Source organism: Streptomyces spinosisporus (assembly GCF_022698145.1).
In the GTDB taxonomy this organism is placed as follows: Bacteria; Actinomycetota; Actinomycetes; order Streptomycetales; family Streptomycetaceae; genus Streptomyces; species Streptomyces spinosisporus.
Genome location: NZ_JALDAX010000027.1, coordinates 16,941 through 30,720, shown reverse-complemented (window position 1 = coordinate 30,720; position 13,780 = coordinate 16,941). Strand labels below are relative to the sequence as shown.

Genomic DNA, 13,780 nt, shown 5'->3' with positions numbered 1-13,780 from the left:
CAGGTGCGGGTGTGGATATGCGGGTGGGCCCATGACTCTCGTGCGGGCTGTCGGTGGCTGACAATGGGCGTGTGCTGGAGATGACGCGCGAGGAGTTCGAGGAGCTGGTCGCCGAGGCGTTGGACCGGATTCCGCCGGAGTTGACGCGGTTGATGGACAACGTGGCGGTGTTCGTGGAGGACGAGCCGCCTGCTGACGATCCTGAGCTGCTCGGGTTGTACGAGGGCACTCCGTTGACGGACCGGGGTGAGTGGTATGCGGGTGTGCTGCCGGATCGGATCACGGTCTATCGGGGTCCGACGTTGAGGATGTGCACGTCGCGGGAGGACGTGGTCGCGGAGACGGAGGTGACCGTGGTGCATGAGATCGCGCATCACTTCGGTATCGACGATGCGCGTCTGCATGCTCTTGGTTATGGGTGACCGGGCGGGTGGTTGCGCGCTCCGGTCGCGGATGTGCGGGGCGCGTGTCTTCTTGTGGGCGGCGGGAGTTGGGCACGTCGACTCCTGTTCCCACCTCGGAGGTGGCTTTCCGTGCGCCCCATGTACGTATCTGTTCGTCTGGCCGCCACGGTCATGGCCGTCGCTGCTGCTGCCGGCTGTATGAGTGTGGGTGAGGACGGGGGCGGGGGGAGTGCCCGGCCGTCGCGGTCGGCTGAGCGGCATGGTGGTGAGGCGCCGGATGGTGGGTCGGGGGTGTCCGGCCGGGGTGCGGGGGGCGAGGTGGCCCTGGACGGCAAGCATGGTGGCGGTGAGGGGAGGGGGAAGGGCGGGGAGTCCGCGTCGCCTTCGGTGTCGCCGTCGGCGGGGGCGGACCGGTCGGCTCCGGCGACGGGTGGGCCGGGCAGGCCGGGGAAGCCGGGGGCGTCCGCGTCGAGCAGGGTGACGTCGACTCCGTCGCGTCCGGTGGATCCGCCGGCGACGCCGAGTGAGCCGCCGGCGTCGGCGTCGCCGGAGCCGACGGTGGCCGAGCCGTCGTCGTCGGCGCATCAGGAGACGGTGCCGCAGTTGGCGGAGCGGGAGCCGGCGCCTGCGGCGGGGGCGCCTGCGTAGGGGTGCGGGTGGGTGTCGTACGCCCTGTGAGGTGTGATGTACGTCTACAGGGCTCGGTTTGCCTTCGGGGGTGGGGGGTGCGTATGGTGGTAGATCGTTTGATCCCATTTGCCCGGCGCCACTGCAGAGCGCGCCGTGTGGCGCGTACTCTCCCTTGCCGTGGCGGACCGCATTGAGGCGGTTGTGAGCGAATCACGGAGTTGACGGGCGCGTGCCGACGAGACTCCGGAAGGTTTCGCTTACGCATGTCCATTTCCAGTACTGATCACGTCGTCGTGCCCGAGAACGAGGGCACCGAGGACGCTGTCGAGGTCACGTTCGCGGACCTCGGTCTCCCCGAGGGCGTGGTGCGCAAGCTCGCCCAGAACGGCGTGACCACCCCCTTCCCGATCCAGGCCGCGACCATCCCGGACGCCCTGGCCGGCAAGGACATCCTGGGCCGTGGCCGTACGGGCTCCGGCAAGACTCTTTCCTTCGGTCTGCCTACGCTGGCGACGCTCGCCGGGGGTCGCACCGAGAAGCACAAGCCGCGCGCCGTGATCCTCACGCCGACGCGTGAGCTCGCCATGCAGGTGGCGGACGCCCTGCAGCCGTACGGCGACGTCCTGGGCCTGAAGATGAAGGTCGTCTGCGGCGGTACGTCGATGGGCAACCAGATCTACGCCCTGGAGCGTGGCGTCGACATCCTCGTCGCGACTCCGGGCCGGCTGCGCGACATCATCAACCGTGGCGCCTGCTCCCTCGAGAACGTGCAGATCGCCGTCCTCGACGAGGCCGACCAGATGTCCGACCTGGGCTTCCTGCCCGAGGTGACGGAGCTGCTCGACCAGGTGCCGGCCGGTGGTCAGCGGATGCTGTTCTCCGCCACGATGGAGAACGAGATCAAGACGCTCGTCGACCGCTACCTGAAGGACCCGGTCAGTCATGAGGTGGATGCGGCTCAGGGTGCGGTGACGACCATGTCGCACCACATCCTGATCGTGAAGCCGAAGGACAAGGCGCCGGTCACCGCGGCCATCGCGTCCCGCAAGGGCCGCACGATCATTTTCGTCCGTACGCAGCTGGGTGCCGACCGGGTTGCCGAGCAGTTGCGTGACGCGGGTGTGAAGGCGGACGCGCTGCACGGCGGTATGACGCAGGGCGCGCGTACGCGGACGCTGGCGGACTTCAAGGACGGGTACGTCAACTGCCTGGTGGCGACGGACGTGGCGGCTCGCGGTATCCACGTCGACGGTATCGACCTGGTGCTGAACGTCGACCCGGCGGGTGACCACAAGGACTATCTGCACCGGGCCGGCCGTACCGCTCGTGCGGGCCGTACCGGCACGGTCGTCTCGCTGTCGCTGCCGCATCAGCGCCGCCAGATCTTCCGGTTGATGGAGGACGCGGGCGTCGATGCCGGGCGGCACATCATCAACTCGGGTACGGCCTTCGATCCGGAGGTCGCCGAGATCACCGGTGCGCGTTCGATGACCGAGGTCCAGGCGGAGTCCGCGGGCAATGCGGCGCAGCAGGCCGAGCGTGAGGTCTCGCACCTGACCAAGCAGCTGGAGCGGGCGCAGCGGCGTGCGGCCGAGCTGCGCGGTGAGGCCGACCGTCTGGTCGCGCAGGTGGCGCGTGAGCGCGGGGAGGACCCGCAGGTCGCGGTGGCCGAGGCGCAGGCCGCGGTCGCGGAGGCGGCCGAGGTGTCGGTGCCGGAGCAGGCGGCGGCGCAGGACGTCGACAGGGCGCCGGCTCCGTCGTCGTACGAGCGTCCGTCGTACGAGCGTCGTGAGCGCCGGGACGGGGATCGTGGCGGGTTCCGTCGGGATGACCGTCGGGACAACGACCGGGGCGGCCGTTCCTTTGACCGTCGCGACAACGATCGTGGTGGCTTCCGCCGGGACAACGACCGCGGTGGCCGTTCCTTCGACCGTCGTGACGACCGCGGTGGCTTCAACCGCGACCGTGACCGTGACCGTGGGTTCGAGCGTCGTGACAACGACCGCGGCGGGTTCCGTCGGGACGACCGTCGCGACAACGACCGCGGTGGCCGTTCCTTCGACCGCCGTGACGACCGCGGTGGCTTCAACCGCGACCGTCGGGACAACGACCGTGGCGGCTTCCGCCGTGACGACCGTCCTTCCGGGCGTTCGTTCGAGCGTCGTGACGAGCGTGGCGGCCACCGTGGCAGTGACCGTCCCTTCAACCGTGACCGCCGTGACGACCGTCCGGGTTTCCGCTCGGGTGGCCACGACCGGCCGTACGGCCGTCGTGACGACCACCGCGGTGCCGGTTCGTTCGGGCGCCGTGACGACAAGCCGCGCTGGAAGCGCAACGGCTGACGGCTGACGTCGGGTTGACGTGAAGCAGGGCCCGTACGGCTTCGGCCGTACGGGCCCTGTGTCGTTCGGCGGTCTGTGGCGTCAGGGCGCCTGTGTCGTTCAGATGTCGGCGATAACTTTTGGCCAACGCCCCTCCTGTGTGGCGCATGTCACGACGACGGCGAGGGAATCGCTGGGGGCATGACAGATGACGCCAAGGTGAGTGGGCTGTCTGACGAAGAGCGGCTGGCCCAGCTCGGTTACACCCAGGTTCTCGCCCGCCGCATGTCGGCGTTCTCCAACTACGCGGTCTCGTTCACGATCATCTCGGTCCTCTCGGGCTGTCTGACGCTGTATCTGTTCGGCATGAACACCGGTGGCCCGGCGGTGATCACCTGGGGCTGGGTCGCCGTAGGCCTGATGACGCTGTTCGTCGGTCTGTCCATGGCCGAGATCTGTTCCGCGTATCCGACGTCGGCGGGTCTGTACTTCTGGGCGCACCGGTTGGCGCCGCCGCGGTCGGCGGCCGCGTGGGCGTGGTTCACGGGCTGGTTCAACGTGCTGGGCCAGGTGGCGGTGACGGCGGGCATCGACTTCGGGGCGGCGTCCTTCCTGGGGGCGTACCTGAATCTGCAGTTCGACTTCGAGGTGACGCCGGGCCGCACGATCCTGCTCTTCGCCGGGATCCTGTTGCTGCACGGGCTGCTGAACACGTTCGGTGTGCGGATCGTGGCGCTGCTCAACAGCGTGAGCGTGTGGTGGCACGTGCTGGGTGTGGGGGTCATCGTCGGGGCGCTGGCGTTCGTGCCCGACCGTCACCAGTCGGCGTCGTTCGTGTTCACGAAGTTCGTCAACAACACGGGCTGGGGCAGCGGGGTGTACGTCGTGCTGCTCGGTCTGCTGATGGCGCAGTACACCTTCACCGGCTACGACGCCTCGGCCCATATGACGGAGGAGACGCACGACGCGTCGACGGCCGGCCCGAAGGGCATCGTGCGGTCCATCTGGACGTCGTGGATAGCGGGCTTCGTCCTGCTGCTCGGTTTCACCTTCGCCATCCAGTCCTACGACAGGGAGTTGGCGTCGCCGACGGGTGCGCCGCCCGCGCAGATCCTGCTGGACGCGCTGGGGGCGACGGCCGGGAAGCTGCTCCTGCTGGTCGTGATCGGGGCGCAGTTGTTCTGCGGGATGGCGTCGGTGACGGCCAACAGCCGCATGATCTACGCCTTTTCGCGTGACGGCGCCCTGCCGTTCTCCCGTGTCTGGCACTCGGTGAGCCCGCGTACCCGTACGCCGGTGGCGGCGGTGTGGCTGGCGGCGGTGGGCGCGCTGGTCCTGGGCCTGCCGTATCTGATCAACTACACCGCCTACGCGGCCGTGACCTCGGTCGCGGTGATCGGCCTCTACATCGCCTACGTCGTCCCGACGCTGCTGCGGCTGCTCAAGGGCGACGACTTCGAGCGCGGGCCGTGGCATCTGGGCCGCTGGTCCCGGCCGATCGGCATCGTCGCGGTGACCTGGGTGGGCATCATCACGATCCTGTTCATGCTGCCGCAGGTCTCGCCGGTCACCGGGGAGAGCTTCAACTACGCCCCGGTCGCCGTCCTGGTCGTCCTCGGCTTCGCGACGGCCTGGTGGCTGGCGTCGGCCCGGCACTGGTTCCTCAATCCGGAGCACCGCCGCAACCTCGCCCGCGCGGCCGCCCGCGAAACGACTCCGGAAAAGGTGGATCCCTGACACTCCGGCCCGATCTTCACCCCCGCCACGGCCGTGTCCCCGATACCCGATCGGAGTCGCGGCCGTGTCCGGCTATGCTCGGGGAGGCAACATCGCCAGGGGCCCTTAGCTCAATTGGCAGAGCAGTGGACTTTTAATCCATTGGTTGTGGGTTCGAGTCCCACAGGGCCTACCGCACGTGCCCCTCGTCACGGGGTGACCCCGGCCGGGACCCAGGTCCCGGCCGGGGTTTTCGTGTTTCCGTGGGTCTGCTGGGCGGTGCGTTCCTGGGTGGTGAGGACGCCGAGGCCGGCCCGGGTGGCGTAGGGCAGGTGGTCGAGGGCGAGGCGGCGGCCGACGTAGTCCATGACGGAGCAGGCCTGCCTGATGTCGGGGTCGTCGGTGGGGCCCGCGGGCTCGAAGCGGGTGCCGACGTAGTCGGCCACCAGGGTCTCCAGCGGGACGCCGTGCTGGAGGCCGCGGGTGACGGTGGTGGAGAAGGCGTCCAGCATGCCCGCGAGGGTGGAGCCCTGCTTGGCCATGCGGACGGTCACTCCGGCCACGCGGCCGTCGGGGGTGCGGGCGACGGTGAGATAGCCCTTTCCCTGGCCCACGGTGAACGACCGGGTCGTCGACAGCATGCGCCGCGCGGGGCGGGGCACGGACACCGGCGCCGTACGATCCGCGAACCGATCCGTCATGAACGCCGTCACCTCCGTGATGCACATGCCTGTGCACCATGTGTGGGTACTCAACTTGCCTGTGGGCTCAGGATGTTGGGGTCGACGATAGGCATGGGGCGGCGTGCCGCCAACCGCGGCACGCCGCCTCGAACGGGTCTGAACATCCTTTTACCGTGGGCGGGTCGAGGGGGCCCCGGGAGGTCCTTGAGCGGTGCTGGAAGGGGCGGGTCCGGTCGGCCCCCGTCCGGTCAGCCCGCGTTCAGTTCCGCCAGCGGCAGCGTGTGCTGGGTCTGCAGGACCTTCGCGCGGAGGTAGCGGACGTTGTGCGCGGTGGTGAACACGCCCGTGGGGACCCGGTCGTGGACGGTGATGCCCAGGTCGCGGAGCTGGTCGGCCTTGTCGGGGTTGTTGGACAGCAGGTCGAGGGTGTCGATGCCGAGGGCCCGCAGCATCTGTGCGGCCGCGGTGTAGTCGCGGTCGTCCTCGGGCAGGCCCAGGGCGGCGTTCGCCTCGTACGTGTCGAGGCCCTGGTCCTGGAGGGCGTAGGCGTCGAGCTTGTTGTAGAGGCCGATGCCGCGGCCCTCCTGGCGGAGGTAGAGCAGCACGCCGCCGCGGTTCGCGATCCGTTCGACCGCCTCGCGCAGCTGGGGTCCGCAGTCGCAGCGGGCCGAGCCGAACACGTCCCCGGTCAGGCACTCGGAATGCAGCCGGACCAGAGGCGTTGTACCGGGGGCGGGGTCGCCGAGGACGACGGCCACGTGTTCCCGGCCGTCGGTCAGGCCGTGGAAGGTGACCAGTTCGGCGTCGACGCTGTAGCCGTCCTGGAAGCGCAGCGGAACTCGGACGCGGGCGCGCTCCGTGGCGGCGGGGAAGTCGGGCATACGGGGTCTCCCGGGTCCGGTCGGCACCTGCTTCAGATTTGAAGCAGATCTACGGAGCAGGACAGTACCCGTGCTTTAAATTTGAAGCAACAGATTTATGGGCTACGTCACGGGCAGGGCCGGATCACGAACAGGGCGGCGTCGACCTGCGGCGCCACGGCACCTCGTCGGGCGTGGGGCGGCTGCCCCCCTCGGCGAGCGCACCCGCGACCTGCGCGAAGATCTCCTCCAGCTGCCCGACCTGCTCCTTGCTGAGGTGGTCGAAGAGGGAGGCGCGCACCGTCTCGACATGCCCGGGCGCCGTGCGCTCCAGCACCGCCATACCCTCGTCGGTGAGCGCGGCGATGCTCCCCCGCCCGTCCCACTTGCAGTTCTCGCGCCGCACCAGCCCGTCCTTCTCCAGCCGGGAGACGGCATACGTCAGCCGGCTCCGGGTGATCTTCGACTTCTCCGCGAGATCGGTCATCCGCAGCTGCCGGTCGGGTGCCTCGGAGAGGTTGGCCAGGATGGAGTAGTACAGATGAGGCATGCCGGCGTCCTGCTGGAGCTGCCGGTCGATCGCGTCCTCCAGGAGGTGCGTCGCGGCGATGTACGCGCGCCAGGCGCGCTGCTCCTCGGAGGTGAGCCAGCGAGTCGTCATACGCCCAGTGTAGGTTTGTTTCAAACTTGAACCAAGCCCCGCCGATCCGCACCGCCCGCACCCGCACCACCCGCACCCGCACCACCCGCCTGCGCCAGCCCGCCCCGCCCGTCGCCGAGAGTGAGCGCGTCCGATGCCGTACCCCTACGTCCTGCTGTCCGCCGCCGTCTCCCTGGACGGCTGCCTCGACGACACCGGCCCCGAACGTCTGCTGCTCTCCAGCCCGGCCGACTTCGACCGGGTGGACGAGGTGCGCGCGTCCGTGGACGCCATCCTGATCGGCGCCGGCACCATCCGCGCCGACAACCCGCGGCTGCTGGTCAACTCGCCCGAGCGCCGGGCCGCCCGGGTCGCGCAGGGCAGGGCCGAGTACCCCCTCAAGGTCACCGTCAGCGGCTCCGGCGACCTGGACCCGGCCGCCAGGTTCTGGCACACGGGCGGCGACAAGCTCCTCGCCACCACCGACAAGGGCGCCGAACGGGCCCGCGCTCTCGGCCTCGCCGCCGACGTCGTCCCGCTCGGCCCCGACCTCGACTGGCGACGGCTCCTCGAGCATCTGCACGACGAGCGCGGCGTACGGCGTCTGATGGTCGAGGGCGGCGGCACCGTCCACACCCAGCTGCTGCAGCAGGGCCTCGCCGACGAACTGCAGCTCGTCCTGGCCCCGCTCTTCGTCGGCGACCCGGACGCGCCCCGCCTCTTCGGCCCCGGCGCCTACCAGGACGGCCGGCTGCGCCTGGTGGAGACGCGGCGGATCGAGGACGTCGTCCTCATGCGCTACGAGCCCACCGCCCCCGGCACCGGCACGCAGCCCACCGCGGCCGACCACCACTGGCTGGCCCTGGCCTGCGAGCTGGCGGACCGGTGCCCGCCCTCCCGCACGGCGTTCAGCGTGGGCGCGGTGATCGTCGCCGCCGACGGTACGGAGCTCGCCCGCGGCCACTCGCGCGAGGGCGAGGACCCCGTCGTGCACGCCGAGGAGGCGGCGCTGGCCAAGCTCGACCCGGCCGATGAGCGGCTGCGGTCGGCCACGGTCTACAGCAGCCTGGAGCCCTGTGTCCGCCGTGCGTCCCGGCCGAAGCCGTGCGCGCGGCTGATCCTCGACGCGGGCGTGGGGCGGGTGGTCACGGCCTGGCGGGAGCCCGACACCTTCGTGGCGGACGCAGACGGCAGCGGCCTGCTGGCGTCGCAGGGCGTGGACGTGATCGTGCTGCCGGAGCACGAGGAGCAGGCCAAGGCGCCCAACCGCCATCTGACGGCGTCGTGAACCGTGGCGCGAGGTGTCCCGCGGATGGCGTATGCTGGTGACACAACGACGCGGGGTGGAGCAGCTCGGTAGCTCGCTGGGCTCATAACCCAGAGGTCGCAGGTTCAAATCCTGTCCCCGCTACTGAAGGCTCAGGGCCGGAATCCGGAAACGGGTTCCGGCCCTGAGTGTTTCTCCCACAGTCTCGGCCGTTGTCACATGCGGTGATCGGGCGACCGCTTTCCGCATAACAACTGACACACCGTCAGAACGGGTGTGGATGACGAGGTGAGGTCAACTCGCCCGTTTTTCGCCTCTCTTGGTCCGTACGTCCAGGCCAAAAAGCGTTAATGATCAAGCGGAACAGCTTGGAATCGGCACCCCGTGTCTATTAACGTTCGATAACGCAGCGCGGTCGTCCCAGCCGTCACAAGAGGCGGCTCCGTGCGCACGCGCCGAATCCCGCAAGGGAACCGGGGAACCACCACCCAGGGGTGAATCGCGTGGATACCGCCGTGGAGACACGGCTCGTATACGCGCGTAGGAGACCTTCCTGCTCCGAACCCGTCAGCTAACCCGGTAGGCGAGAAGGAAGGAAAGGAGCGCGCCCACGTGGCGTCCAACCCGCCTGCCCCGGCAGCCCCGTTCGTGCCGAGCACCGAGCCCTTCGGCTTCGCAGGACCCCGCTCCGACGAGGGCCCCTGGGAAGAGTGGAACCCCACCGAGGACTCCGTCGCCCCAGTACGCGGCCGGCATCGTGTCGCCAAGCAGCGCGGCGGCGGACTCGCCCGCAGCTCCACGGTTCTCGGCGTCGGCGTCATAGCCGCCGTCGGCGCGGGCGGCATGGCCAGCGCCAACACCGGCAAGCCGCCGGTGGCGATCTCCATGCCCGACCTCGGCTCCGTGGGCCATGTCTTCGGCGGCTCCTCCGAGGCCCCCAAGGGTTCCGCGACCGCGCTCAGCAGCATCGGCGTGACCACCGAGGACACCGAGCAGGGCGCCAGGGACGCGGGCGAGGCGCTGCGCGACCGCATCATGGCGCAGGCCGAGAGCCAGCAGGTCCAGATCGACAGCAAGGCCCAGTCCGCCACCGAGACGGCCCTCGCCAAGCAGGTCGACGAGGCCGCCGCCAAGGCGGAGAAGGAGGCCGCGGCCAAGGCCAAGGCCGCGAAGGAGAAGGCCGAGGCGGAGGCCAAGAAGAAGGCCGAGGCCGCGCGCCTGGCCGAGCTCGCCAAGCAGTTCAAGCTGCCGGTCGCGTCGTACACGATCACCGGCACCTTCGGACAGGCCGGCTCCATGTGGTCCTCCGGCTACCACACGGGCCTGGACTTCGCCGCCCCCACCGGCACGCTCATCAAGGCCATCCACAGCGGCACCGTCACGGAGGCCGGCTGGGCCGGATCGTACGGCTACCGCACGATCCTCACCCTCGACGACGGTACGGAACTGTGGTTCTGCCACCAGTCGTCGATCAGCGTGAGCGTCGGCCAGAAGGTCAGCACCGGTGATGTGATCGGACGCGTCGGCGCCACCGGCAACGTGACCGGGCCGCACCTGCACCTCGAGGTCCACCCGGGCGGCCAGGCCGACGGCATCGACCCGATGGCCTGGCTGCGCGGCAAGGGCCTCACCCCCTGACACCCGGGGCCGACGGCCCCGCAGCTCGCTGATCCCGCGGCGCCCTACGTCTGGTACGGGTTGTACGCGGGATCCGGCATTCCCTGGTAGCCGTACGCCCCGTACACCGGCCAGGGCGGCATCAGCACGGGCACCGGGGGCGCCGTCGACCGCGCCGCGTGGTCCAGCGCCGGGCGGGCCACGTCACGCCGCCGCCACAGCTCGTACAGCAACTCCCGTTCCCTTACGACGAAGTCGGCGCCCGCGCGGCCACGGCGGCCCCGGTGCCGCAGGAACGCCAGACAGGTCGCGTACGCCTCGTACTGCGCGACCTGGCGGGCCGCGGGCCTGCCCCCGTAGTGGGCGGCGTAGTCGCGGGCCAGGCGGCGTGCCCGCATCGAGCCGAGGGCGTAGGGCTCGGCGGGGGTGAGCCAGCCGGCGACGGCGTAGGCGGGCAGTTCCTCGCGCACGGTGCGCAGCTCGCGCTGGCGCGTCCAGATCACCAGCCAGGTCAGCAGGCCGAACGCGGGGACCATGAAGGCGGCGTAGACGGCGAAGAAGCCGTACTCGCCGAACGTGGACGAGCCGTTCCAGATCGCGTGCATGCCCATCGCGAGCAGCAGCCCGGAGAGCGGGACGAGGGCGCGCCGCAGATGCTGGTGCTCCGCCGAGATCGCGGCCACGCCGAAGCCGATGCCGGTCAGCACGGTGAACAGCGGGTGCGCGAAGGGGGACATGACGATGCGGACGAAGAACGTCGCGGCCGTGACGGAGGCGATGCCGCGCTCGCCGGTGAGCTGGTCGGTGCCGAAGGCGGTGCCCAGATAGAGGATGTTCTCGGTGAACGCGAAGCCGGTGGCGGTGACGCCGGCTATGACGACTCCGTCGACGATCCCGGTGAAGTCCCGTCTGCGGAACAGGAAGACGAGCAGCACGGCGGCCGCTTTCGCGGACTCCTCCACGACGGGCGCTATGACGGTCGCGCCCAGGGTGTCGGCGCTGGAGGGATCCGCGGTCGCCGTCGCTATCCACTTGGTGGCGAAGCTGTTGGCGACGATCGCTATCAGCGCCGCCGCACACGCCCCCCAGGCGAAGGCGAACAGCAGATTCCGCCAGGGCCCCGGGGCCACCCGGTCCAGCCAGCGGAAGGCGGTGATCAGCAGGGGCACGGGCAGGACCGCGAGCCCGAGCCCGACCAGGAACCCCTCGGTGCCGGTCTGCTCACGCACCAGCGCCAGGATGACCAGGCCGGAGAGCGCGAGCAGGGTGCTGAGTGCGCCGTAGAGCACCCATGTGCGCTGCCACCAGTGCGCATGCCTGAGCGCACCGCCGACCGGGCCACCGGGCTGCGGCGGATGCGTCGGGTACGGGGGATGCGTGGCCACGGCATTGACCCTAACGAGGGAGGGCGCCGCCTGCGACGGAAGTTCCGATCGCCCGCGGGCCGGGGGCTTCAGGCGCCGGTGAGGGGCTGGTTGTGGTGCTGTACGCGACGGAAGAGCAGGTCGTTCACGACATGACCCTTCTCCAGACCCTGGCCCTCGAAACGGGTCAGCGGCCGGAAGTCGGGACGAGGCGCGAAACCGCCCCCGGGCTGTGTGTTCTCGAACTCCGGGTGCGCGCTCAGCACCTCGAGCATCTGCTCGGCGTACGGCTCCCAGTCGGTCGCGCAGTGCACGATGCCGCCCGGTCTGATGCGGGTGGCGGCCAGGTCGAGGAACTCCGGCTGGATCAGCCGCCGCTTGTGGTGGCGCTTCTTGGGCCAGGGGTCGGGGAAGAACACGCGCAGCCCGTCCAGCGAGTCGGGCCGGAGCATCTCGCGCAGCAGGATGATGGCGTCGCCGTTGGCCACGCGGACGTTGGACAGCCCTTCCTGGTCGGCGAGGTTCAGCAGGTTCCCCTGCCCGGGGGTGTGCACGTCCACGGCCAGGATGTTCGTCCCCGGGTCCGCCGCGGCCATCTGTACGGTCGCCTCGCCCATCCCGAAGCCGATCTCGAGCACGACCGGGTGGGTGTTGCCGAACATCGCCGCGAGGTCGATCGTCTCGCGCCCGTCGATGTCCAGCCCCCACTTCGACCACAGCCGCTGCAGCGCATCCGCCTGCCCCGCGGTCACCCGGCTGCGCCGCGGCTGAAAACTACGGATCCGCCGCTCGAAATGCGCCCCCGCCGGATCCGCCTTCGGCCCATCGGGAAACCGCGGCTCCCCCTTCGCCCGGGTATGCCTGACAGACACACCGGGCACGTGCGAGGGGCGACCCCCCGGCTGACCCTGGGGGTGGTCGGCGGGCTGGGGGACTTCGGAGGCGTTGAGCGAATCAGACACAGTGCGGTTGATTTTACGGGGACGGGGGGTGCCGAGGGTGCGATGGGTTACGGCGGCGGGTGCGGTGACCTGTGCCGCTCCCCGCTCCTCACGCCGTCCCCAGCATCCCCAGCGCCCTCTTCGCCACCTCCCGTCCGATCGGGAGTGAGGCGGTTGCGGCGGGGGAGGGGGCGTTCAGTACGTGGACGGTGCGTGGGCCCTCCTTGATCAGGAAGTCGTCGACCAGTGAACCGTCTCGTAGGACGGCCTGCGCCCGTACGCCGGCGGATGTGGGCACCAGGTCGTCCTGTGTCACCGCCGGCAGCAGTCTGCGCACCGCTGTCGTGAAGGCGCGCTTGGACACCGAGCGCCGCAGCTCTCCCGCGCCGTAGCGCCAGTGCTGCCGGGCCATCTGCCAGGAGCCGGGCCATGCCAGCGTCCCGGCGACCTCCCGCGGTCGGACGACCCCCCAGCCGTAGCCCTCGCGGGCCAGCGCCGGCACCGCGTTGGGGCCGATGTGGACGCCGCCGTCGATCCCGCGCGTGAGGTGCACCCCGAGGAAGGGGAACGCCGGATCCGGCACCGGATACACCAGCCCCCGCACCAGATCGGGCCGCGCCAGTTCGTAGTACTCACCGCGGAACGGCACGATCCGCATCTCCGGGTCGTCGCCCGTCAGACGGGCCACCTCGTCGCAGTACAGCCCGGCGCAGTTCACCAGCACGCGCGCCCGTACGACCTCCCCCGCACGCGTCCGCACGGCGACCCCGAGGTCGGGTCGACGGTCGATGCGCTCGACCTGGGCGCCGTAGCGGATGTCGGCGCCCGAGGCATGCGCCAGCTGCCGAGCCACGCCCACGAAGTCGCACACGCCCGTCGTGCCGACGTGTATCGCCGCGAGCCCCCGCACCTGCGGCTCGTACTCCTGGATCTGGGGAATGCCGAGCTCGCGCACCGGAATGCCGTTCTCCCGGCCGCGCTGGACCAGGGCGTGCAGCCGGGGCAGCTCCTCGCGCTCGGTGGCGACGATGAGCTTGCCGGTGACGGCGTGCGCGATGCCGTACTCCGCGCAGAACTTCACCATCTCGGCGGCGCCCCGCACCGCGAACCGCGCCTTGAGCGAGCCGGGGCGGTAGTAGATCCCGCTGTGGATCACGCCGCTGTTGCGCCCCGTCTGGTGCCGGGCCGGGCCCGGCTCCTTCTCCAGCACCGTGACCCGCGTGCCCGGCGCGGCGCGCGTGATCGCATACGCCGTCGACAGCCCGACGATCCCGCCCCCGATCACCAGCACGTCGCAGTCGTACGCGATCTCCGGCCGCACCTGCACCACCTCCCGC

Annotated in this window: 11 protein-coding genes, 2 tRNA genes and 1 riboswitch; of the genes, 7 read left to right on the top strand and 6 right to left on the bottom strand. The window is 70.4% G+C overall.

Annotated elements, in window-relative coordinates; genetic code table 11:
* Nucleotides 1-71 precede the first annotated feature (71 nt).
* The 4 genes from MQN93_RS40440 (at nucleotide 72) to MQN93_RS40420 (ending at nucleotide 5,264) form a co-directional block, all read left to right on the top strand.
* Nucleotides 72-422: a metallopeptidase family protein gene (locus MQN93_RS40440; RefSeq protein ID WP_037783196.1), complete on the top strand. Its 351-nt coding sequence runs from the start codon at nucleotides 72-74 to the stop codon at nucleotides 420-422.
* An 875-nt stretch (nucleotides 423-1,297) separates the two neighbouring features.
* Nucleotides 1,298-3,376, top strand: a complete 2,079-nt coding sequence (locus MQN93_RS40430) for a DEAD/DEAH box helicase (protein WP_242713420.1) — start codon at nucleotides 1,298-1,300, stop codon at nucleotides 3,374-3,376.
* 180 nt (nucleotides 3,377-3,556) lie between these two features.
* Complete coding sequence (locus MQN93_RS40425; protein ID WP_242713419.1) at nucleotides 3,557-5,092, top strand: amino acid permease; 1,536 nt, start codon at nucleotides 3,557-3,559, stop codon at nucleotides 5,090-5,092.
* Nucleotides 5,093-5,191: 99 nt separating this feature from the next.
* Nucleotides 5,192-5,264, top strand: a tRNA-Lys gene (locus MQN93_RS40420).
* 16 nt (nucleotides 5,265-5,280) lie between these two features.
* Here the strand turns inward: MQN93_RS40420 and MQN93_RS40415 are convergent.
* The 3 genes from MQN93_RS40415 to MQN93_RS40405 all read right to left on the bottom strand — a co-directional run bounded on the left by MQN93_RS40415 (nucleotide 5,281) and on the right by MQN93_RS40405 (nucleotide 7,275).
* Nucleotides 5,281-5,799, bottom strand: coding sequence for a TSCPD domain-containing protein (locus MQN93_RS40415; protein WP_242713418.1), 519 nt, complete (start codon nucleotides 5,797-5,799; stop codon nucleotides 5,281-5,283).
* A gap of 203 nt (nucleotides 5,800-6,002) precedes the next feature.
* The gene (locus tag MQN93_RS40410) at nucleotides 6,003-6,635 is read right to left on the bottom strand and encodes a GTP cyclohydrolase II (RefSeq protein WP_016436865.1); all 633 of its coding nucleotides are present in this window, start codon (nucleotides 6,633-6,635) and stop codon (nucleotides 6,003-6,005) included.
* Between the two features lie 124 nt (nucleotides 6,636-6,759).
* Nucleotides 6,760-7,275, bottom strand: coding sequence for a MarR family winged helix-turn-helix transcriptional regulator (locus tag MQN93_RS40405; RefSeq protein WP_242713417.1), 516 nt, complete (start codon nucleotides 7,273-7,275; stop codon nucleotides 6,760-6,762).
* Between the two features lie 133 nt (nucleotides 7,276-7,408).
* On the opposite strand from MQN93_RS40405, the gene MQN93_RS40400 reads away from it, so the two are divergent.
* The 3 genes from MQN93_RS40400 to MQN93_RS40390 all read left to right on the top strand — a co-directional run bounded on the left by MQN93_RS40400 (nucleotide 7,409) and on the right by MQN93_RS40390 (nucleotide 10,159).
* On the top strand, nucleotides 7,409-8,542 hold the full coding sequence (locus MQN93_RS40400; RefSeq protein ID WP_242713416.1) for a dihydrofolate reductase family protein: 1,134 nt from the start codon (nucleotides 7,409-7,411) through the stop codon (nucleotides 8,540-8,542).
* 49 nt (nucleotides 8,543-8,591) lie between these two features.
* Nucleotides 8,592-8,665: transfer RNA gene (locus MQN93_RS40395), tRNA-Met, on the top strand.
* A gap of 299 nt (nucleotides 8,666-8,964) precedes the next feature.
* Nucleotides 8,965-9,122: riboswitch (cyclic di-AMP (ydaO/yuaA leader) on the top strand.
* 11 nt (nucleotides 9,123-9,133) lie between these two features.
* Entirely contained in the window at nucleotides 9,134-10,159 is a 1,026-nt protein-coding gene (locus tag MQN93_RS40390; protein WP_016436862.1) for a M23 family metallopeptidase, read from the top strand.
* Between the two features lie 44 nt (nucleotides 10,160-10,203).
* On the opposite strand, the gene MQN93_RS40385 is transcribed toward MQN93_RS40390, so the two are convergent.
* The 3 genes from MQN93_RS40385 to lhgD all read right to left on the bottom strand — a co-directional run bounded on the left by MQN93_RS40385 (nucleotide 10,204) and on the right by lhgD (nucleotide 13,764).
* On the bottom strand, nucleotides 10,204-11,523 hold the full coding sequence (locus MQN93_RS40385; RefSeq protein ID WP_242713415.1) for a PrsW family intramembrane metalloprotease: 1,320 nt from the start codon (nucleotides 11,521-11,523) through the stop codon (nucleotides 10,204-10,206).
* 68 nt (nucleotides 11,524-11,591) lie between these two features.
* Entirely contained in the window at nucleotides 11,592-12,464 is an 873-nt protein-coding gene (trmB, locus tag MQN93_RS40380) for a tRNA (guanosine(46)-N7)-methyltransferase TrmB (protein ID WP_372504532.1), read from the bottom strand.
* Between the two features lie 88 nt (nucleotides 12,465-12,552).
* Nucleotides 12,553-13,764, bottom strand: coding sequence for an L-2-hydroxyglutarate dehydrogenase (gene lhgD, locus MQN93_RS40375; RefSeq protein ID WP_372504531.1), 1,212 nt, complete (start codon nucleotides 13,762-13,764; stop codon nucleotides 12,553-12,555).
* Nucleotides 13,765-13,780: the final 16 nt, after the last annotated feature.